The 18,979-nt window shown below is 40.5% G+C and carries 19 protein-coding genes; 15 read left to right on the plus strand and 4 right to left on the minus strand.

Annotated features, from left to right (window positions below; all coding sequences use genetic code 11):
* Positions 1-13 precede the first annotated feature (13 nt).
* The gene (locus F7D73_RS15135) at positions 14-880 is read right to left on the minus strand and encodes an Rpn family recombination-promoting nuclease/putative transposase (RefSeq protein ID WP_153126047.1); all 867 of its coding nucleotides are present in this window, start codon (positions 878-880) and stop codon (positions 14-16) included.
* Between the two features lie 264 nt (positions 881-1,144).
* On the opposite strand from F7D73_RS15135, the gene F7D73_RS15140 reads away from it, so the two are divergent.
* From F7D73_RS15140 to F7D73_RS15180, 9 genes are all read left to right on the plus strand, one after another.
* Positions 1,145-1,426: a DUF3127 domain-containing protein gene (locus F7D73_RS15140; protein ID WP_153126050.1), complete on the plus strand. Its 282-nt coding sequence runs from the start codon at positions 1,145-1,147 to the stop codon at positions 1,424-1,426.
* A 91-nt stretch (positions 1,427-1,517) separates the two neighbouring features.
* Positions 1,518-1,937: a hypothetical protein gene (locus F7D73_RS15145; protein WP_153126052.1), complete on the plus strand. Its 420-nt coding sequence runs from the start codon at positions 1,518-1,520 to the stop codon at positions 1,935-1,937.
* A 42-nt stretch (positions 1,938-1,979) separates the two neighbouring features.
* A complete protein-coding gene (locus tag F7D73_RS15150) occupies positions 1,980-4,556 on the plus strand; it encodes a DUF3987 domain-containing protein (RefSeq protein WP_153126053.1) in 2,577 nt (858 codons plus the stop codon).
* A gap of 104 nt (positions 4,557-4,660) precedes the next feature.
* Complete coding sequence (locus F7D73_RS15155; protein ID WP_153126055.1) at positions 4,661-5,194, plus strand: DUF5675 family protein; 534 nt, start codon at positions 4,661-4,663, stop codon at positions 5,192-5,194.
* Between the two features lie 33 nt (positions 5,195-5,227).
* Positions 5,228-5,629: an N-acetylmuramoyl-L-alanine amidase gene (locus tag F7D73_RS15160; protein ID WP_153126057.1), complete on the plus strand. Its 402-nt coding sequence runs from the start codon at positions 5,228-5,230 to the stop codon at positions 5,627-5,629.
* A gap of 149 nt (positions 5,630-5,778) precedes the next feature.
* A complete protein-coding gene (locus tag F7D73_RS15165; protein ID WP_153126059.1) occupies positions 5,779-6,003 on the plus strand; it encodes a DUF3791 domain-containing protein in 225 nt (74 codons plus the stop codon).
* The gene (locus tag F7D73_RS15170) at positions 5,997-6,482 is read left to right on the plus strand and encodes a DUF3990 domain-containing protein (protein WP_153126061.1); all 486 of its coding nucleotides are present in this window, start codon (positions 5,997-5,999) and stop codon (positions 6,480-6,482) included. Before F7D73_RS15165 ends, F7D73_RS15170 begins: the two co-directional genes overlap by 7 nt.
* A 2-nt stretch (positions 6,483-6,484) precedes the next feature.
* On the plus strand, positions 6,485-6,706 hold the full coding sequence (locus tag F7D73_RS15175) for a hypothetical protein (RefSeq protein ID WP_005847932.1): 222 nt from the start codon (positions 6,485-6,487) through the stop codon (positions 6,704-6,706).
* A 76-nt stretch (positions 6,707-6,782) separates the two neighbouring features.
* Positions 6,783-7,010 carry an ABC transporter gene (locus F7D73_RS15180; RefSeq protein WP_153126062.1) on the plus strand — a complete coding sequence of 76 codons (228 nt, stop codon included), beginning with the start codon at positions 6,783-6,785 and terminating at the stop codon, positions 7,008-7,010.
* A gap of 47 nt (positions 7,011-7,057) precedes the next feature.
* Here F7D73_RS15180 and F7D73_RS15185 read toward each other — a convergent pair whose 3' ends face one another.
* Positions 7,058-7,522, minus strand: a complete 465-nt coding sequence (locus F7D73_RS15185; RefSeq protein ID WP_153126064.1) for a hypothetical protein — start codon at positions 7,520-7,522, stop codon at positions 7,058-7,060.
* Between the two features lie 961 nt (positions 7,523-8,483).
* Between F7D73_RS15185 and F7D73_RS15190 the strand changes: the two genes are divergently transcribed.
* The 4 genes from F7D73_RS15190 to F7D73_RS15205 are packed head-to-tail and all read left to right on the plus strand — an operon-like array spanning position 8,484 to position 15,520.
* Entirely contained in the window at positions 8,484-11,327 is a 2,844-nt protein-coding gene (locus F7D73_RS15190) for a type I restriction endonuclease subunit R (RefSeq protein WP_153126066.1), read from the plus strand.
* Positions 11,328-11,351: 24 nt separating this feature from the next.
* Positions 11,352-12,896: a type I restriction-modification system subunit M gene (locus F7D73_RS15195; protein ID WP_153126068.1), complete on the plus strand. Its 1,545-nt coding sequence runs from the start codon at positions 11,352-11,354 to the stop codon at positions 12,894-12,896.
* 23 nt (positions 12,897-12,919) lie between these two features.
* Positions 12,920-14,335, plus strand: a complete 1,416-nt coding sequence (gene rhuM / locus F7D73_RS15200) for a RhuM family protein (RefSeq protein ID WP_194256940.1) — start codon at positions 12,920-12,922, stop codon at positions 14,333-14,335.
* 48 nt (positions 14,336-14,383) lie between these two features.
* The gene (locus tag F7D73_RS15205) at positions 14,384-15,520 is read left to right on the plus strand and encodes a restriction endonuclease subunit S (protein ID WP_153126071.1); all 1,137 of its coding nucleotides are present in this window, start codon (positions 14,384-14,386) and stop codon (positions 15,518-15,520) included.
* Here the strand turns inward: F7D73_RS15205 and F7D73_RS15210 are convergent.
* Positions 15,513-16,205: a restriction endonuclease subunit S gene (locus tag F7D73_RS15210; protein ID WP_153126073.1), complete on the minus strand. Its 693-nt coding sequence runs from the start codon at positions 16,203-16,205 to the stop codon at positions 15,513-15,515. The two genes, F7D73_RS15205 and F7D73_RS15210, sit on opposite strands and share 8 nt — an antisense overlap.
* A 43-nt stretch (positions 16,206-16,248) precedes the next feature.
* Here F7D73_RS15210 and F7D73_RS15215 point away from each other — a divergent pair, with 43 nt between their 5' ends.
* Positions 16,249-16,806 (plus strand): restriction endonuclease subunit S, encoded by a 558-nt coding sequence (locus tag F7D73_RS15215; RefSeq protein WP_194256941.1) that lies wholly within the window; start codon positions 16,249-16,251, stop codon positions 16,804-16,806.
* Here the strand turns inward: F7D73_RS15215 and F7D73_RS15220 are convergent.
* Positions 16,799-17,983, minus strand: coding sequence for a restriction endonuclease subunit S (locus F7D73_RS15220; RefSeq protein WP_153126075.1), 1,185 nt, complete (start codon positions 17,981-17,983; stop codon positions 16,799-16,801). The two genes, F7D73_RS15215 and F7D73_RS15220, sit on opposite strands and share 8 nt — an antisense overlap.
* A gap of 59 nt (positions 17,984-18,042) precedes the next feature.
* Here F7D73_RS15220 and F7D73_RS15225 point away from each other — a divergent pair, with 59 nt between their 5' ends.
* Positions 18,043-18,972, plus strand: a complete 930-nt coding sequence (locus F7D73_RS15225) for a tyrosine-type recombinase/integrase (RefSeq protein ID WP_153126077.1) — start codon at positions 18,043-18,045, stop codon at positions 18,970-18,972.
* Positions 18,973-18,979 lie beyond the last annotated feature (7 nt).

Genomic DNA, 18,979 nt, shown 5'->3' on the forward strand with positions numbered 1-18,979 from the left:
GAATAGAGATTTATTATTTTAGTTTCTCAATCTTACTTTTTGACAAATCTGTTATTTGCATAACTGTTTCTATATCCATGCCAGCATCCAACATCCTTTTTGCTATTTGGATAGCCTTCGAGTTTTTACCTTCCTCACGCCCCTTTTCCAAAGCCGTATCTATAGAGTTCTTGACATCACGATACGCCTTCAAACTATCCTCATATTCTTTCAACTCTTTTGGGGTGAACTTCGCAATCTCGGCCTCCTCAAAGAGTTTAGTAAACACTTTCTCTTTCAAGGCAGCAGGACGCTCATCCAATCGGGAAAGGTTTTTTAACACATATAACCACTTATCATAAAGCGTGTCAAGCTCCTCCTCTGTCTTGTTGAACTTCGCTATCTCAACATATTTGAAAGAAAGTTTGTCATTAAAAACCTTAAGAGTCTTCTTGTCAAGCAAGCCCACATCATGGTTGATATCATTTTTGTCAAATGCCTCTTCTTCCAAGTCGAAATTCAGCAGAGCAACAGTGTAAACATGTTCAAGCTTGAAGTTCCATTCAGCCCCCTTTGGAGCCTGTTCACGGATAGGAAAAGTAGAATAGAACAAAGAACGATCCTTGAAGTACTTCTGATAAGCATTCTGCATCTCAACGATGAACTTTTCACCACGCTCATTTTCGCAATATACATCAAAGATGGCCTTGCGCTCGGCAAAAACATCACCAACGTGCTCACTATTCAAGTACTTCACATCCTTGATGACCTGAAAACCATCAAACAGTGAATTCAAGAAATTGATGAGCAAATCCTTGTTAGGCTTTGTTCCAAAGATACGCTTAAAACCGAAATCGGTAAGCAAGCTAATATATCGTTCTTCTATCCGTTTCATATCCATTTCCTTTTAAAACGTTTAACTGAATTGTAGTGCAAAAATAAGCATTTTTTTCTAATTATAAATATTTGGAGTGTTAAAATGTTGGTTGTGGGGGATTTTTCCCAAGATTCCCTCGATTTTTCCCAAAATCACGGGTTTTTCGGGGAAGGTGTGGTAAAGGGATTGTTTTGCCTTTGTTTTCGCAGTACTTTTGCAGCGTCGAAGAAACAAGACAACGCTGAAATGGTTTGGTGCTCTTGAAAACCTCTTCGTACATTATATAATATGTATACTCAGATTATGAGAGTGGTGCAGCAGGGCGAGACTTTCGCTGTACAGAGTCAGAAGAGTGAGAACGGCCAGATGATGAAATGCAACATCATCCTCCAGGAGATGGGCGGCAAGTACGAGAACCAGTATGCTGCGGCAATGCTCGGCAACATTGCCCAGTGCAAGTTTGCTCCGGGAACATTGGTGGCGGTTACGCTCCGATTCACGACTCGTGAGTACAATGGGCAGGTTTACCAGGATATCCTCGTTACGGACATTGAAAAGGTAAAAGGGTAAAAAGTAAAACTGAGTTGAAACAGAGGAGGATTTTCCATGGTAAAGCGCGCAACAATCCGGATGTTTCTTCTCCTAAAATTCAATTCAGATTATGGTTAAGAAAGTAAACAAGGTTCAGAACAATGCTCAGAATAATGTTCAGAACCAGCAGGTGAATAATAATGACTGCCAGCATGTGCAGTTGGGTGGAATGGCTTACTATGATGCTAAGCAGTATTTCCTTTTCAGTCCTCAGGAATCGGGGGTGAATAAGGTTCCTCGATTCCGTTCGATGGGCGTGGCTCAGCAAATGCCTGACGGAACATTTGATTTCGTGGTTCAGCACCGCCTCAGAACTCAGTCGGAACTGATTAAGAAACTGGCGCACGGTCGTGTGAGCAAGACCAAGGACGGTGCTGTTCAGCTTACCTTGAAGGTGTTTTGCCATGAGGGAATCAACATCGCCCGAACGCTGGCTGTTGAGGCAGAAGAAGGGGCTGAGGCGGTATTGGATTACCAACTGAAACATTAGAATTTTTGTATTCAACTTAAAACGATAAGTAGAAACAGATAGATGAGTTGTTATTTAATTAAGGTGGAGAACGGGCACAAGGTTGCCCGCTCCATCACCTCGGAAGAGGAGTATAAGCAGCTGCGTGGAAGCAACGAGCAGAAGGCGAATCTTCGTCTGGCTCGAGCCGGAAACGATGCTGCGAAACGTAGACTGGTGCAGTTTAATTATTCCGGACATTATCCGCAAGGGGTGGTGAAGGGAATGAAACTGCCAAGCGGTGCTTTCGGGTTTGATATGGATGAGCCGGAGGCTTTTGCCAAGGCTGCCAAGCTGCTGCTGAAAGAACCGGACAAGTACGGACTGCTGATGCTGGAACGCAGCGCACGACAAGGCGGACATGCGGTGTTTGAACGCGAAAAGGGCAAGACGGTTCTGGAGAATCAGGTGAGGATTGCTACGATGCTCAAGTGCGAAATGGATACTTCGGCTCACGACATTAACCGGGTTTATTTCACTACTACATCGGATGACGAAGATTTGCGATTCCTTTCGCCACGACTCTTCAAGGATGAATATGATGAGGCTGCCGTGGCAGCTGAAGGGAAGGTTCTAGAAGAGCGTGAGAAGTATGGACAGGAGGAACTGCCTCCAGAGGCGCATAAGGCGAATAAGCATTACAAACCATGGTTGGAAGAAGTGGAGGAGAAGACTCAGAATTCTCTGATGAATCAAGCTAATCAGAACGATCTGAAGGTTCAAGCGAATCAGAATCCTCAGAATTCTTCTAAGAATCAGGCTCAGCCTGCTTCTGCTTCTCCATCTCCATCATCCTCCTCTGCTTCCTCCTCCTCTCCTTCATCACCATCCCCCTCTTCATCCTCCAGCAATGATTACCTCGGAATCCCATATTCCGAAATCATCCAGAAGTGGTGGCAGATGTATAATGACGCTCAGGAACCGATGCGCTCCAACCGCAATACGCTGACCTTTGAGCTGGCTGTGAACTTGCGCCACATCTGTGGCTTCGACCGCAATCTGCTGGCTCAGGTGATTCCCTGCTACGATGGTTTTCCCGAGAAGGAGAAGATGGCTTGCATCAACTCGGCGCTGAACGAGAAAATCACCCAAATGCCTAAGCGACTGAAAGATGTGCTTGCCGCCATCCGACAGGAAAAGCTGAAGCTGGGTGCGGCAAAGGGCGGAAGTTCCGAAGGCAGCGATGCGCTGGTGAATGCGCTGGACGAGGCGAATGCACAGGACGAACAGTTCTATTTTAACGCTTTACCAAAATTGCCGCAGGGGGTGCGTGACTCGGTAAATGCAGTAGGTTCGGCTCTAGCCCTGCCCGTGATTACCGCCATCTGTCCGGCAATCGGAATGCTGGCTACGGGCGTCAAGGTGGCCGTTCATGGCAAGATGAACTCTCTGAACCTCATCTCCTACATTGCCGGTGATTTTGCCTCAGGCAAGGGAAGCATCGACCCGGTGATTGACGCATGGACTTCGGAAGTGAAGGAAATGGACAAAATGTACCAGCAGAAGGAGGACGAATGGAGAGCCAAGAAGCGTGCGGCTAAGAACAAGAAGGAGCAGCCCGAAGAGCCGAAACTGCCCGTAAGATGCCTGACGCTGAACAACACCGTGGCGAATCTTGCCGAGCGATTGGCTAACACCGAGGGCAAGCACGCCTTCTCATTCACCCCGGAAGCTGACACCGTGGCGCAGAAGTGGAAATCGGCGATGAGCGACTTTTCCGTGATGTTAAGACAAGCGTATGATGGTACGAGCTACGAACGTGAGGCAAGAAGTGCAGATGCTGTGAATGTTCACATAGACAGGCTGTTATGGAACGTTGTGATGTGTGGAACGCCCGATGCACTTTATAGAGTGGTGAACAACTATACGGATGGTTTTCAAAGCCGAATCGTAGTGGCTCGCACACCCGACAATACCTTCACTCCGCTTACGGATAATCTCTTTGTTCTTACCGAATCGCAGCGTGAACACATCCGGCAGATTGCCCACCTGCTGCCTTTGATAGAGGGCGAAGTAACGCTTCCAAAACTGGAGACAAAGGGCAGGGAGTGGCTGGAGCAGATACGATTGGAGACCATGAAGAATGATGACAAGGTGAAAGCCCGTCAGCGTTTCCGAATCTGTCCTACCACAATGCGAATGATGACTTGCATCATGCTCTGCAAGGTGGTAGAATCGCTGATTCAGAAGCATGGGTTTCAGGGCGCAGAGAAGCTGTTGAAGCAGAACCCGCTGTTATGGAAGGAGTTGATAGTAAAGATGCAGACACCAACCATGCTTGCAGCCTTCAACATCCTGGCAGATTATCAGTTGGACAATGCGCTCTACTTCTTCCGTAGTCGCATAGAGGATGCATTCTCATCCAAGAGTTATTGCGGTCAGTCGCTATACGACCGTTCACGACGTGGAAGAAATGACTCTATTTTCGAGCGACTGGACGTTACTTTCACCTTTGAACAGGCCGAGCAACAGAGTGTAGCCGTAAAGGGTGCCAGTTCTACACGTGAATCGGTAAAACAAATGCTGAAGAACTGGAAGCGTCAGGGATTGATAAGCGTTTTGCCTGACAAACGCTATCAGAAAGCATCATCTACCGTCTAATCGGTGTCATTAAGGGTCAAGGTCATTAAGGGTCATTAAGGTTTTTCAATTCAACCTAATCCTTAATGGCCACCCCTTAAACCCATTATTAATTATAAATTATCATGAACATCAATATATTCCGTCGCCGCTTCACTCCATGGAGTGTGGATGGCACAATGTTGATAGGTGGCAAGATTTTCTGCGACACCTTAGAGCGCCCTGGCCATTGTCTGCCAGCAGGCCGTTACAAGATTTCTCTCATTCCTGTAAGACAAATGAAGGAGGTGGAGAAAAAGAAGAAAAAGAATTATGAAAGAGGGAAATATGAAATCGTCATCAAGCCGGTTATTCAGTTCAGATTAGCTACTGTGCCTCGGTCTCCAGGTCACCGACCTCGCTTCGTGCCAGGCAATGGTCCGTTTCGCTTGCGATATAAGAGTATCATTCTGGGCAAGTCCCGTTATACGGGAATCGTAACTCAAACGGCAGAATGCTACGCTTCTTTTTGCAGGCTATTGGAGAAGTACATGAAGCTCATGATGAACCGCCGCCACCCTTGCCATATTAATCTGTATATCAGAGATTGGGGCGTTGACGAAATTCCACTGAAGTATTTGCTTATTTTCCAGAAGATACCCTCAATAAGGTATTTCTAAAATTCCAGTCGATTCTTAAAAATCAAGATTATCATGCGTAAGATTAAGGAAATCATCATTCATTGCAGTGCGACCAAGGAAGGTCGCAACTACACCGTAGCCGACATCGACCGCTGGCACCGTGAGCGTGGCTTTTTCTGCATCGGTTATCATTTCGTGATTTATCGTGACGGCAGCATCCACGTGGGCAGATCAGTGGAGGAAGTTGGCGCCCACTGCAAGGGCCACAACACCGTGAGCATCGGAGTATGCTACATCGGCGGGCTTTCCAAGGATGGCAAACCGAAGGATACCCGAACCTCCGAGCAGAAGGCGTCGCTGAAAGCGCTCATAGAACAGCTGAAGGAGGAATATCCCGAGGCGACAGTTCATGGCCACAATGAGTTCGCCGCCAAGGATTGCCCTTGCTTCGATGTGAAGGAGGAATTTGGCTAACAGATAGGGAACGCATGCGTTCCCTATTTTCGTTTCTATTACTTTCTGATGTGATATTTTTTCTTTTTATAAAAGAAAACGCCGGAAAAAGTTGGTGATTTCGAAATATTTCATTATATTTGCAAATAAAAATTTTAAAAGCTGATAATATGGATTTGACTCATAATATAATTGAATATGTGAACTGCTGCGTAGGTGCTTTTGCGAATCGTTTTAAGCTTTCTTCGGCAGATTCGTACGCCTATTTGCGCAGATTTAAAGGAATAGACTTCCTTGTTGATTGCTATGCGGCTGAGCATACTCTTTCTATAGAGGATGCTGTGGAGGATATTGCCATATTATGTCAAAAGAATGGAGGACGATTAGGATGCTAAAATTATATCATGGTAGCAATGTCGTGATAGATAAAATAGATTTATGTCTTTCACGAAAAGGCAAGGATTTTGGGTGTGGCTTTTATCTGAATCCAATAGAATCGCAAGCTATGGAAATGGCAGTTCGTACTACTCAAAGACTGCAGGAGGGAACACCGGTAGTTAATACTTACCTGTTTGATGACAGCTTACTTATGGAAGATTCTGCGGCTTTAGCTGTAAAAGTCTTTGAAGATTATTCTGTAGAATGGGCAGAATTCATTTTGATGAATAGAAGGAATATGACTTCTACGCCTGCTCATCCTTACGATATAGTTATCGGTCCGATTGCAGACGATACGGTTGGTCTCCAAATGCGTCGCTTTATCCAAGGCTATATCAGTATTGACAGAATGATTGAAGAACTGCGTTTTAAAAAGCCTGCTGTTCAGTATTTCTTTGGTACAGAAAAAGCTGTTAGTTACTTAAAGAAGATTTGATTATGAATGAAGATATTCAGTTTCAGATAGAATGCCTCTCTACAGAATTGGTTGAGATGCTGATGCAGAAGTATGGATGGGATATGAAGAAAGCTCTGGATGAGCTGTATTCTTCAGAAACCTACAAGCGCTTGTGTAATCCTGCCTGTGGCTTGTATTACGAAGGAGCAGTGTATGTTTTCTCTTATTTGGAGAATGAGATGGAAACTGGAGTTGTAAAATAAAGGTAATAGTGAACGCATGCGTTCACTATTTGTTTTTCTAATTACAATTGAAGAAAGGAATTTAAATTCTGAGAATATGGCACTCAAGGAAAAGAATGGAAATACGTTCCCTCATGTGCTATTCAAGGTTGGTGACTTAGTTACATTCCAATGGGATGATACGTTGAAGGATGGTATTATCTTAGTTGTAGATGCTTATGGTACATTTGAATCTCCCAATATTACTTCGTATGATATTATTGTGGAGGAAGAAAATATGTTGTATGAGCATGTAAAATACGATTTGGTTAAATCGTATAAATAAAATAGAGAGGATGCATTAGATATAAAATGCATCCTCTCTATGTAAATCTATATGTTTCCTGTGGTGGCTTTTTGAACTTTGTCTTCTATCTTTGTGAATAGGCATTTCCCTTTTCTATAATCATTGAGAGAAATTCTACTTTTGTCATCAAATTCTAATTTATAGTTCTCAACATCCCATTCCCAAGCTTCTTGCATTACATAATGTTGGTCATATAGAATCCAAATGAGTTTGTCCCAAAGATAATTCGTTGCTTTAGGAACCTTTGTGACTTTACTTCCGGGCTTGCCACTTGGTCTATTAGCTTTTATCTGGTATCTTTGATGATTAAAAACAAAATCAGCACCCTTACTTACTGCTGTTTTATCCTGCATGTAATCAGAATAATCACTTTCTGACATTCCAACAAACATCGCAGCATCATATTCAGATATAACTGGAGTTATCTGTGGCGCAACACCATATTTTGATTGCCATTGCAAGGCAATCTCAACAAGTTTATCTCTTAACATAATAATCCATTTCTTGATATTTGCTATATATTAAAAAACAGCAAAATTATTTTCCGATGCAACATGTGGATGTTGCTGATAGTTAAGCTTTTATCTTTTAAACGGTACAACTACCCTTTTTACAAGTGCAGAGAAAATGAACAACAAATGTAATATGCTTATTCTCAGCCTGTTAGCGATGAAGTTGTACCGCTTCTTTTTAGCCTTTTTTGTAAGATTCTGGAAACAAATGCAATGCATTGTTTCTCAGCCTCTTCCGTTTCTTGTGTTACAGAACGCTTATCTGGTTGCAAAGATACAGATTTATATTGGATTAGAGCAAACTATTATCTTAAAAAATATTATTCCACAGTTGCTTTTTTCGATAATTTTAATCGCACCACTTCATGTATCTTCATGTTGCAATTTATTCAGATATAAATGTAATCCTTACTTCTATCAATTATTTGTCCGGCTCCAATTCCTCTATTGCGCAAATGGCTTGTAGCTCGACCTTTTTAATGTGAGGATAAGTCTTCTTATAATTATCTGTCACATCTTTAAAGATACTCTCACCGTCATTATAGAATGTAGCCAAGACAACTTCTTTTCTCATCTCAATATAGTATAATGTTAATTGACGCAAAGATAATGTTTTAAAGTGACAATGCTGCATAAACGCCATAGTTTATGCATGGCTATGTCCTAATTTAGAAAAAATAAAGATAAAGCTATAACAAAGCTACCATTATGCCAACCGATAATCTGATGTTTTATTAAATGTATGCATGAAAGACTTATAGTAAGTGATTAAATCGGCAAAAACTGGAAAAATCAATATATTCTGACATATTCATTTCTTTTTGCATAAATAACTTTAAAAATCATCCTTAATGTAAATGATTAGGGATGATTTTCGGCTTTTTTTTGTATTTTTGCTATTAAATATTGTATTATAACGACAATAGTAAACGAAACGGATATGGTGACACAAAGTGAAGCAGCCCTGGAACAGGGACTGATAAAGACACTTCAAGATATGAGTTATGAATATGTCAAGATTGAAGAAGAAACAAATCTTGACCAGAACTTCAAGACTCAACTCGAAAAGCATAATAAGAAAGAACTTGCCCGTCATGGACGCACAAGTTTTACGGATAGTGAATTTGAAAAGATAAAAATTCACTTAGAGGGCGGTACTCGTTTTGAGAAAGCCAAGAAACTGAGAGACCTGTTTCCATTAGAATTGGAAACAGGCGAACGTGTTTGGGTTGAATTTCTCAATCGCCAGCAGTGGTGTCAGAATGAGTTCCAGGTTTCTAACCAGATTACAGTGGAAGGTAGAAAGAAGTGTCGATATGATGTCACAATACTTATCAATGGTTTGCCTTTGGTTCAAATAGAGCTAAAGAAACGTGGCGTGGAGTTAAAGCAAGCTTACAATCAGATACAGCGATACCACAAGACTTCGTTTCATGGTTTGTTTGACTACATACAGTTGTTTGTGATTTCAAATGGTGTGAACACTCGTTATTTTGCCAACAATCCTAACAGTGGCTACAAGTTCACTTTCAATTGGACAGATGCTGAGAATGTGCCGTTTAATGACCTCTCCAAGTTTGCATTGTTCTTCTTCGACAAGTGTACTTTGGGCAAGATGATAAGCAAGTATATTGTTCTACATGAAGGAGACAAATGCTTGATGGTGTTGCGCCCTTATCAGTATTATGCAGTAGAGAAGATTCTTGATAGGGTGCAGAACTCTAACAAGAATGGTTATATATGGCATACGACTGGTGCAGGTAAGACTTTGACATCATTTAAGACTGCCCAGCTCGTTTCAGAGATAGATGGCATCGATAAAGTGATGTTTGTCGTTGACCGTCACGACCTTGATACCCAAACTCAATCAGAGTATGAGGCTTTTGAACCTGGGGCAGTAGATGGTACAGATAACACCTATGAGCTAATAAAGCGATTGAGTGGAAAGTCAAAGATAATTATCACCACAATCCAAAAGTTAAACTGCGCAGTCACTCGTGATGCTTACAACAAGCATTTGCAAGATGTCAAGAACCAGAAGGTAGTGATGATATTCGATGAATGTCACCGCAGTCATTTTGGTGATTGTCATAAAAATATAGTAGGCTTCTTCAAAAACTTACAGATATTTGGCTTTACTGGTACACCGATATTTTCAGAAAATGCCAAAGGAGAACATACCACTGCAGAGGTTTTTGGAGAATGTCTCCACAGGTATCTGATAAAGGATGCCATTGCCGATGAAAACGTGCTTGGATTCCTTGTGGAATATTATCAAGGTCATGGTGATGTTGACTTGATGGAAGAACAGCGAATGAAGGAAATTGCTCAATTCATCCTCAACAACTTCAACAAATCAACATACGATGGTGATTTCAATGCTTTGTTTGCTGTACAATCAGTGCCAATGCTATTGAAATACTATGATATTTTCAAGTCATTACACCCAAAGATAAGGATAGGTGCTGTGTTCACATACGCTGCAAACGAAAGCCAAGATGATGATAACACTGGCATGAACAATGGTTTTGTTGACGACACGGTTACGAGTGACAAGCTGCAAACCATCATGGATGATTATAATAATATGTACGGAACTGCTTTTACAACAGACAATTTCAGTGCATATTATGACGACATAAATCTTCGTATGAAGAAGAAACGAGCCGACATGGAACCGTTGGATTTGTTGCTTGTTGTCGGTATGTTCCTTACTGGATTTGATGCCAAGAAACTAAATACGCTGTATGTTGACAAGAACCTTGAATATCATGGTTTATTGCAGGCTTTCAGTCGTACAAATCGTGTTCTCAATGAGAAAAAGCGATTCGGAAAAGTTGTCTGCTTCCGTAATTTGAAGGACAATGTTGATAGAGCAATCAAGTTGTTCAGCAATACTGACGCTCCTGAGGCATTGGGATTCGTACTTCGTAAACCATTTGCTGATGTAAAGAAAGATTTGGATGAGTTATGTCAGAATTTTAAAGCGCGTTATCCGGACATGGCTTCCGTTGACAAGTTGCAGAGTGAATATGACAAGCGCAATTTTATCCTCGCTTTCCGTGATATTATCAGAAAACATTCTGAGATTCAGGTGTATGAAGAGTGGAATGCCGATGATTCTTCTTTGGTAATGACAGAGCAGGAATACAATGATTACCGCTCTAAATATCTTGATATGACGATGGGATTCATACAAGATGATGAGGATGACAAGAACGATGACAATGGCAAAGAAGATGAAGGAATGGCGCATGAAGACCCAACAGCAGATATCGACGATATTGATTTCTGTCTGGAGTTGTTGCATAGTGATGTTATTAATGTAGCATATATACTGGAATTGATAGAAGACCTCAATCCTGCAAGCGATGATTATCAGATGAAACGACAGAATATCATCGACACGATGATAAAAGACCCAGCTATGCGCAATAAGGCTAAACTTATCGACCACTTCATCCGTGACAATGTTGATAATGACCAAGCTGGATTTGTAAAGTCGAAAGCTGATGGCAAGATGGATTTGGAGAGTCGTCTGACAACCTATGTTACTCAGGCACGAGCCCATGCGGTTACTTCATTGGCTACGGAAGTGGGAGTAAGTCATGATGCACTTATTAAATATGTGCAGGAGTATGATTATTTACATCGGGAAAAGCCAGAAATTTTGCAGAAGGCTATCAAGGAGAAAAAGGGACTGCGTTTCTTGCAGCGTATTCATCTTAAAGAGTCATTGATTTTAAAACTGCGTAAAATTATCGAAACATTCAGTTGGGAATAAAAAAGAAAATAAAAAGAAAAAAATATGAGTGAAGAATTACAACAAAAACTGCGTACGCAACTTTGGACAGTAGCCAATACTTTGCGTGGCAATATGTCAGCCAGTGATTTCATGTATTTCACTTTGGGCTTTATCTTTTATAAGTACTTGTCTGAAAAGATAGAAATGTGTATTGATGCTGAACTTGAAGAGGATGGAAGTAACTTTAAGGAAGCCTGGGCAAGTAATGAGGAAGAACTGAAGGAGGAGTTGAAGAAGTTTTGCATGAATGAACTCGGTTATTTTATCGAGCCAGAATACCTGTATTCTTCTGTGATAGAGGCTATCAATCGCAAGGAGAACATCCTTCCACAGCTGGAGCGTTCATTGAAGAAAATAGAGGACAGTACCATTGGACACGATAGTGAAGAGGATTTTGGAGGTTTGTTCTCTGATATAGACCTCGCTTCTCCTAAATTGGGAAAGACCGCAGAGGATAAGAACAATTTGATTAGTGAAGTATTGATTGCTCTTGATGGTATCGACTTCGGCTTAAACGAGGCTTCTGATATTGATATTCTCGGCGATGCCTATGAGTATATGATAGGTCAGTTTGCCGCAGGAGCTGGCAAAAAGGCTGGAGAATTCTACACCCCACAGGAAGTTAGTCAGATTCTTGCAGATATAGTTACTACAGGCAAAACACGCTTGAAAAATGTATATGACCCAACTTGTGGTTCAGGTTCATTGCTTCTCCGTACTGCTCGCAATGGTAAGGCTGATTTGATTTATGGTCAAGAGAAGAACCCTACGACATTCAACCTTGCCCGAATGAATATGTTGCTTCATGGAATTAAGTTTAGTGACTTCGACATAGAAAATGGAGATACTCTTGAAGATGATGCTTTCCCTGAGGAACAGTTTGATGCGGTGGTAGCTAATCCGCCATTCTCTGCAGCCTGGAGTGCAGCGGAGAAATTTAATAATGATGATAGATTTAGCAAGGCTGGAGTCTTGGCTCCAAAGTCTAAGGCTGACTATGCATTCATACTTCACATGATCCATCATCTTAATGAAGGTGGAACGATGGCATGTGTTGCTCCTCATGGTGTTCTTTTCCGTGGTGCATCAGAAGGTAAGATTCGCCGTTTCCTCATTGAGAAGAAGAACTATATTGACGCCATCATCGGTTTACCTGCCAACATTTTCTATGGTACAAGTATCCCAACTTGTATTATTGTGGTAAAGAAGTGTCGCAAGGATGATGATAATATACTCTTCATAGATGCCAGCAAGGAGTTTGAAAAGATAAAGACACAAAATAAGCTTCGCCCAGAACACATTAAGAAGATAGTTGATACCTATCGTGAGCGCAAGGAAATCGAGAAGTATAGTCATTTGGCAACTTTACAAGAGGTTGCCGACAATGACTATAACCTTAACATTCCTCGTTATGTAGATACGTTTGAGGAAGAAGAGCCTATCGACATTCATGCGGTCATGAAGGAAATCAAGGATTTGGAGGCTAAGCGTGCTGACCTCGACAAGCAGATTGATGTATATCTGAAAGAATTGGGGCTGGTTGAGTAATTATCATCAGAAAATAAAGTGCGATGGAAGAGAATAATGTACCAAATATGCGTCCTACATTCGATGAAATTCGGAAGGTGGATGATAACGGCAAAGAATATTGGAACTCTCGTGACCTTTGCAATGCCATGGGATATTCGGGGTATTGGAAATTCCAAAATGTAATAGACAAAGCAATTCGTGTTGCAGGTGAAAAGGGTATGAATATTGACGACCATTTCAACCATGTGGTTGAAATGGTCAAGCTTGGTAGTGGTTCTTTCCGAAAGGTCGAAAACTTTCATCTTTCTCGAATGGCTTGTATGATAATAGCTGAGAACGCTGATTCAAGGAAGCCATTAGTGAAGCAAGCAAGAGAATATTTCTCGCAGTCTGTATCTACGACAGAGATTGTGCAGAACTCGTTGGAATCCAATATCTTACTATATAAGACTGCACAAGGTGAGACTCGTATTGAAGTGATATTCAACAGTGAGACCTTTTGGATGTCACAGAAAAGAATGGCTTCTTTGTTTGGAGTTGATAGGGCAACTATAGCCTATCATATTTCTCAGATTTATGAGTCTGGAGAATTGCAAAGAGAGGCAACTTGTAGAAAAATTCAACAAGTTCAACTTGAAGGTGAGCGTGATGTAGAGCGTGCTCCTTTGTTCTACAATCTTGATGTAATCATAGCTGTGGGCTATCGTGTGAACAGCTATCAAGCAACCCAATTCCGTATATGGGCAACTTCTGTATTGAAGGAGTTTGTTATCAAGGGATATGTGTTAGATGATGAGCGTTTGAAACAAGGTAAGCACTTTGGCAAGGATTACTTTGATGATTTGCTGGAACGCATTCGTGAAATTCGCACATCAGAGCGTAGATACTATCAAAAGATAACTGACATTTACGCTGAGTGTAGTGCTGACTATGATGCAAAAGCTGAGAGTACTAAACTCTTTTATAAGATGGTACAGAATATGATGCACTTGGCTGTTACCAATCATACGGCAGCAGAGATTGTTTATGAACGTGCCGATGCAGAAATGCCACACATGGGCTTGACCACATGGAAAAAAGCACCTAATGGCAGAGTGCAAAAGTCTGATACGATTGTCGCCAAGAACTATCTTTCAGAAGATGAACTGTCTCAGCTCAATACAATAACAACAAGTTTTCTTGACCTTGCCGAATCTCGTGCACGGCGTCATATTATCACAACGATGGATGATTGGAAGCAACGCTTACAACAATTCCTTGCAACTATGGATTATGATCCAAAGAGTAGTGCAGGCAAGGTTTCCCAAGAGGAAGCAAGAGATAAGGCTTATTCTGAGTATGAGAAGTTTAAGGTTATTCAAGACCGTTCATATATCTCAGATTTCGACCGATTCAATAATGGCAATGATGATGATACACCATTGCTTCCGTTTGACATCGACCCAAAAGAAGAGTAAATACCAGTAGAGGAAAGTATAACAAACAATTAAGGATTTAAAATAATTATGGCAACATATAAAGAACAAAATAAACTGAATGTACCCCATTTGAGATTCCCGGAATTTGAGGGTGAATGGGAGAAGTGTAAGTTGGGGTATATTGCAACCTTAACTAAAGGAAGTGGTATTTCCAAAGACCAAAGAAGTGCTACTGGGACTCCTTGTATATTGTACGGTGAATTATATACAACCTATAAGTCTGAAGTGATAGATTATGTTGTAAGCAAAACAGATATTTCAGATAAGAATCTTGTACGTAGTTGTGCTAATGATATAATTATTCCTTCCTCTGGAGAAACGGCTATTGACATTTCAACAGCTCGTTGTGTATTATCTCCTGACGTACTTCTTGGAGGTGACTTAAATATTATTAGATTGAAAGATGGTGATGGTAGATTCTTTAGTTATCAGCTTAATGGCGTAAGAAAGCATGATATAGCCAAGATTGCACAAGGTGTGTCGGTTGTTCATTTGTATGGCGAAAGCCTAAAAGGCTTAACTGTATCGTTCCCATCCAACAAAGAGCAGCAGAAAATCAGCACTTTACTTTCTTTGATAGATGAGCGTATTGCTACCCAAAGCAAGCTGATTGAAAAGTTAGAGTCCTTAATCAAGGGAATTGCACAGAAGATAGTTCACAGCAACAAGACTAATGTACGTTTGTCAGAGTGCGTAGAATGCAGTTCTTCCACCTTACAAGAAAGTGATGTTTGTGAACATGGTGCATATCCAGTTTATGGAGCAAATGGCATCGTTGGCTACCTCGATAATTATAATACAGAGGGTGAAGCCGTTTATATTATCAAAGATGGTTCTGGTGTAGGAACCGTTTCCTACGTTACAGGCAAATGTTCTGCAACAGGAACTTTGAATACATTACAAGCAAAAGAAGGCTATTCACTCCAATACCTTTACTATCTGCTGAAAGTATTCAACTTTGAACCTTATAAGACAGGTATGGCTATACCTCACATATATTTCAAGGATTATGGCAAAGCCAAGTTTTTTTGCCCATCATATACAGAACAACTCCAATATGCTAAGTCGTTATCTGCAATAGATAGCAAATTATTGGTGGAAAAGAACATTCTAACAAGCCTAAGTATGCAGAAGAAATATTTGCTCCGCCAGATGTTTATATGAACATTTGGCGAAGCAGATACTGCTTTTGAGAATTATAAAGGTTAAGCATTTGTCTTTCTGTTTCTATTTTACAGTCTATATGCCCCAATACAGAGTATATTCGTTTTTGATCAGCTAAGGTTGGTAGTTTAATACTTGCCTTCTCTAAATCAGCCTTACACAGGTTGAACCTCGTACTTCCTTGTGCATAAGGATAAATAAATTTGCGGAATGCTGTTAAAGAAACGTAGTAAGACAGATACGGAGGAAAAGCAACTTCCGTATTTGTGATGTGAATTCCAAAACAGAAACTATTGAGATACACTTTCTCTTTACCAAGATACACAGACCCTACACCAACTTCTTCTGGAGTTTCCGAGGATAACGTGAATAACACATCGCCGTATTTTACAACATTCTGTTTCTCATCATCTTTGATTGCCACATATTGGAAATCATTTTCTTTGATGACATTGTTTGAATACACATTCAAATAAGTTATGAAAGGCTTACCCGAACCAAAATCTTGTGCTGACTTCCCAGATAGTCCAGAATATGAAGTGCCAAGTTCTGCAAAAGAGGTCAATACTTCATCACCAAATTGAGTATACAAGAAGTCATTTAGTCCCTTGATTAGGGATGGTAAAGATTCAATGTCTGCGATTGTTGAAAAGGTCTTTTGTTCTCCAAACCAAGAATATCCCATGTGTCGTATTGAAGGATTTGAGCAAGCACTGTCTACTTACAAGATGAGTGACTTTAGTTCTCGCATAGCTTCAAAAAACAAGGATTCCAAATGTTCATTAGTGCTAACTATCGCTGCACAATATGGTTTAGTTAATCAAGAGTCTTTCTTTAATAAATCCGTTGCAAGCGAAAATCTTACAGGATATTATTTGCTTCATAAAGGAGAATTTGCATATAACAGAAGTTACTCTGCGGGATATGATTGGGGAGCCGTCAAACGATTAGACAATTATGACGAAGGTGTTCTATCAACTCTTTATATATGCTTCAAAATAAATGAAACCATTGTTGATTCCGATTATCTTGCCTATTACTTCGAATCATCTAAATGGCATAAAGGCTTGTCTGATATTGCTGGTGAGGGGGCAAGAAATCATGGCCTGTTGAATGTCTCTATGACAGATTACTTCAACACAAAGCATCGTTTTCCTGTAATTGAAGAGCAAAAGGCTATAGCCAAAATGCTAAATGCCATTACAGAGAAAGAAAGGAAAGCTACCCTGTTGGGAGAATGCTATCAAAAACAAAAGCAATATTTGCTTTGCCAAATGTTTACATAAACATCTGACGAAGCAAGTATTGTTTCTGCGAACCGAATAGTTTCAATATACTTTGTTCAAAATCAATCTTGGAGTTTAGAGCAGATGGCATCTTTGCTATATCCAGTTGTTTTTCTTTTGTAGGTATTGGGCAACGTATATTGTTTATATCTTTCAAATAGACAGTTTTCATCGTACCTTCTGTAACAATACGACTAACAGCTTTTTTGAAGTAAGATGAAGACATGAAATAATACAAAAACTCTACATCAATGTTTGGCTTTGGTACAATTCCCAATATTCCTTGTTTAGTACAAACAGGATATGTTGTTATTGTGATTTCTCCAATGGTAGCACCATTAGAAAATAGGATGGAACGTGTAGGCACAAGCCAAGCTGATGATTTTTGCAAACCGAGTTCTGTAATAAAGTCTTTATTCTTAGTCAAATACTTCTTCTTCAAATCGTCAATTTTGATGAATGGTATCTTGCCATTATCGTAGAAACTGGCATTTGAAGTTGTTGGAGTTCCACCCTCACCAGCCATTTCATACAAAGAACCAAACTTTACAAAATCAGTATCATGGGAGTTTATCGCATAATCTATAATCGCAGACTTTAGCTTCTTCAAATCCTCAATCAGCTTGCTTTGGGTGGCAATGCGCTCTTCAAGAAGAGACAATAATTTAGATATTTTTCTTTCTTCTTGTATAGATGTTGTGTAAATTGGAAAAGAAGAGTATTCTTGCGAATTAATACCAGGTTGCCCTGAACGTGCAGACATAATTGACACCCATTTCCAATATCTATGGGTATGTAATTGAGAAAATACAAAGTATGGGTTGTGTTCAGGAACATTTGCTCTAATCAAGAAACCTGCAAAATACAACTTTCCGTCTGTTTTCTTGTATAGATATGATTTGCCTGTGCTTGCCCCAGTTCTTGCTAACAGTATATCTCGTTCATTTACAAGATAGGTATCAGTCAAAGTTCCATCTGGTGAAACAATATCGCTATCATTATAAGTTGACGATGCTTCGTCTATATCTGTGATGCGTATATATTTATTTACTCCATCAAAAACTTTAGCGGGAGCATTCATGCCATAATCAAAACCAGTCGCAATATCCCCCAACTTACACTTCTCCCATTCACCCTCAAATTCCGGGAATCTCAAATGGGGTACTTTAGGATGCAATTTTCCCTAATCATCTTTCGCCTTATTTATATAAGGGTCTATTCCCTTAAAATAATAACATGGTTAATAATAAAAAGACTATTAAGGAGATTGCAGACATCTGGAAAGAAGACAAACGCCAGTATGTCAAGCAATCAACGATGGCAGTATATTTGTTATCGTTGGAGAACCATTTACTTCCAATTTTTGGAGGTAAGATGGAGGTTACGGAAGAAGAGGTTCAGGCTTTTGCCTTGGACAAGTTGAATCATGGATTGAGCCAAAAAAGTATCAAGGACATGCTCATTGTTTTAAAAATGGTGGTTCGTTTCGGAGAGAAGCAAGGTTGGCTCAATCATGTAGAGTGGAAAGTTAAGTTTCCTGCCAATCAGCCAAAGGCTACATTGCCAATCTTGACAAAGGCGCATCAAAAGAAGCTGATGGACTACCTCAAAGACAATTTCACGTTTCCTAATTTGGGGATACTTGTGTGTCTTTCTACAGGACTTCGTATTGGAGAAGTTTGCGCCTTAAAATGGTCTGACATTAATATGGACACAGGATTACTTCATGTTAATCGCACCATCGAGCGCATTTATATTGTGGATTCTGATAAACCACATACGGAGATTGTGATTAATACTCCTAAGACAAAGAACTCTTTGCGTGAGATTCCTTTGAGTAAAGAACTTGTCAGAATTTTTAAGCCTTTGATGAAGGTGGTGAACAAGGACTACTATGTCCTCACGAACAACACAAAACCGACTGAGCCAAGAACATATCGCAACTATTTTAACAAGCTATTGAAGCAGTTGGATATTCCGCGATTAAAATTCCATGGGCTACGCCACAGTTTTGCTACTCGTTGTATTGAGAGTCATTGCGATTACAAGACCGTGAGTGTTCTTTTGGGACATGCCGATATTAGTACTACGCTTAACCTTTATGTTCATCCGGATGAAGAGCAGAAGCGAAGTTGCATCGACAAGATGATGCGATATATGAAGTAGCGTTACC

The organism is Segatella copri, from assembly GCF_009494395.1.
Taxonomy (GTDB): domain Bacteria; phylum Bacteroidota; class Bacteroidia; order Bacteroidales; family Bacteroidaceae; genus Prevotella.

Bases quoted from the DNA above. Each gene is read 5' to 3' on its own strand.
- F7D73_RS15140 (WP_153126050.1), top strand. From the start codon at position 1,145: ATGTATACTCAGATTATGAGAGTGGTGCAGCAGGGCGAGACTTTCGCT.
- F7D73_RS15135 (WP_153126047.1), bottom strand. From the start codon at position 880: ATGGATATGAAACGGATAGAAGAACGATATATTAGCTTGCTTACCGAT.
- rhuM (WP_194256940.1), top strand. From the start codon at position 12,920: ATGGAAGAGAATAATGTACCAAATATGCGTCCTACATTCGATGAAATT.
- F7D73_RS15190 (WP_153126066.1), top strand. From the start codon at position 8,484: ATGGTGACACAAAGTGAAGCAGCCCTGGAACAGGGACTGATAAAGACA.
- F7D73_RS15215 (WP_194256941.1), top strand. From the start codon at position 16,249: ATGAGTGACTTTAGTTCTCGCATAGCTTCAAAAAACAAGGATTCCAAA.
- F7D73_RS15155 (WP_153126055.1), top strand. From the start codon at position 4,661: ATGAACATCAATATATTCCGTCGCCGCTTCACTCCATGGAGTGTGGAT.
- F7D73_RS15175 (WP_005847932.1), top strand. From the start codon at position 6,485: ATGAATGAAGATATTCAGTTTCAGATAGAATGCCTCTCTACAGAATTG.
- F7D73_RS15160 (WP_153126057.1), top strand. From the start codon at position 5,228: ATGCGTAAGATTAAGGAAATCATCATTCATTGCAGTGCGACCAAGGAA.
- F7D73_RS15185 (WP_153126064.1), bottom strand. From the start codon at position 7,522: ATGTTAAGAGATAAACTTGTTGAGATTGCCTTGCAATGGCAATCAAAA.
- F7D73_RS15210 (WP_153126073.1), bottom strand. From the start codon at position 16,205: ATGGGATATTCTTGGTTTGGAGAACAAAAGACCTTTTCAACAATCGCA.
- F7D73_RS15165 (WP_153126059.1), top strand. From the start codon at position 5,779: ATGGATTTGACTCATAATATAATTGAATATGTGAACTGCTGCGTAGGT.
- F7D73_RS15170 (WP_153126061.1), top strand. From the start codon at position 5,997: ATGCTAAAATTATATCATGGTAGCAATGTCGTGATAGATAAAATAGAT.
- F7D73_RS15205 (WP_153126071.1), top strand. From the start codon at position 14,384: ATGGCAACATATAAAGAACAAAATAAACTGAATGTACCCCATTTGAGA.
- F7D73_RS15225 (WP_153126077.1), top strand. From the start codon at position 18,043: ATGGTTAATAATAAAAAGACTATTAAGGAGATTGCAGACATCTGGAAA.
- F7D73_RS15180 (WP_153126062.1), top strand. From the start codon at position 6,783: ATGGCACTCAAGGAAAAGAATGGAAATACGTTCCCTCATGTGCTATTC.
- F7D73_RS15195 (WP_153126068.1), top strand. From the start codon at position 11,352: ATGAGTGAAGAATTACAACAAAAACTGCGTACGCAACTTTGGACAGTA.
- F7D73_RS15145 (WP_153126052.1), top strand. From the start codon at position 1,518: ATGGTTAAGAAAGTAAACAAGGTTCAGAACAATGCTCAGAATAATGTT.
- F7D73_RS15150 (WP_153126053.1), top strand. From the start codon at position 1,980: ATGAGTTGTTATTTAATTAAGGTGGAGAACGGGCACAAGGTTGCCCGC.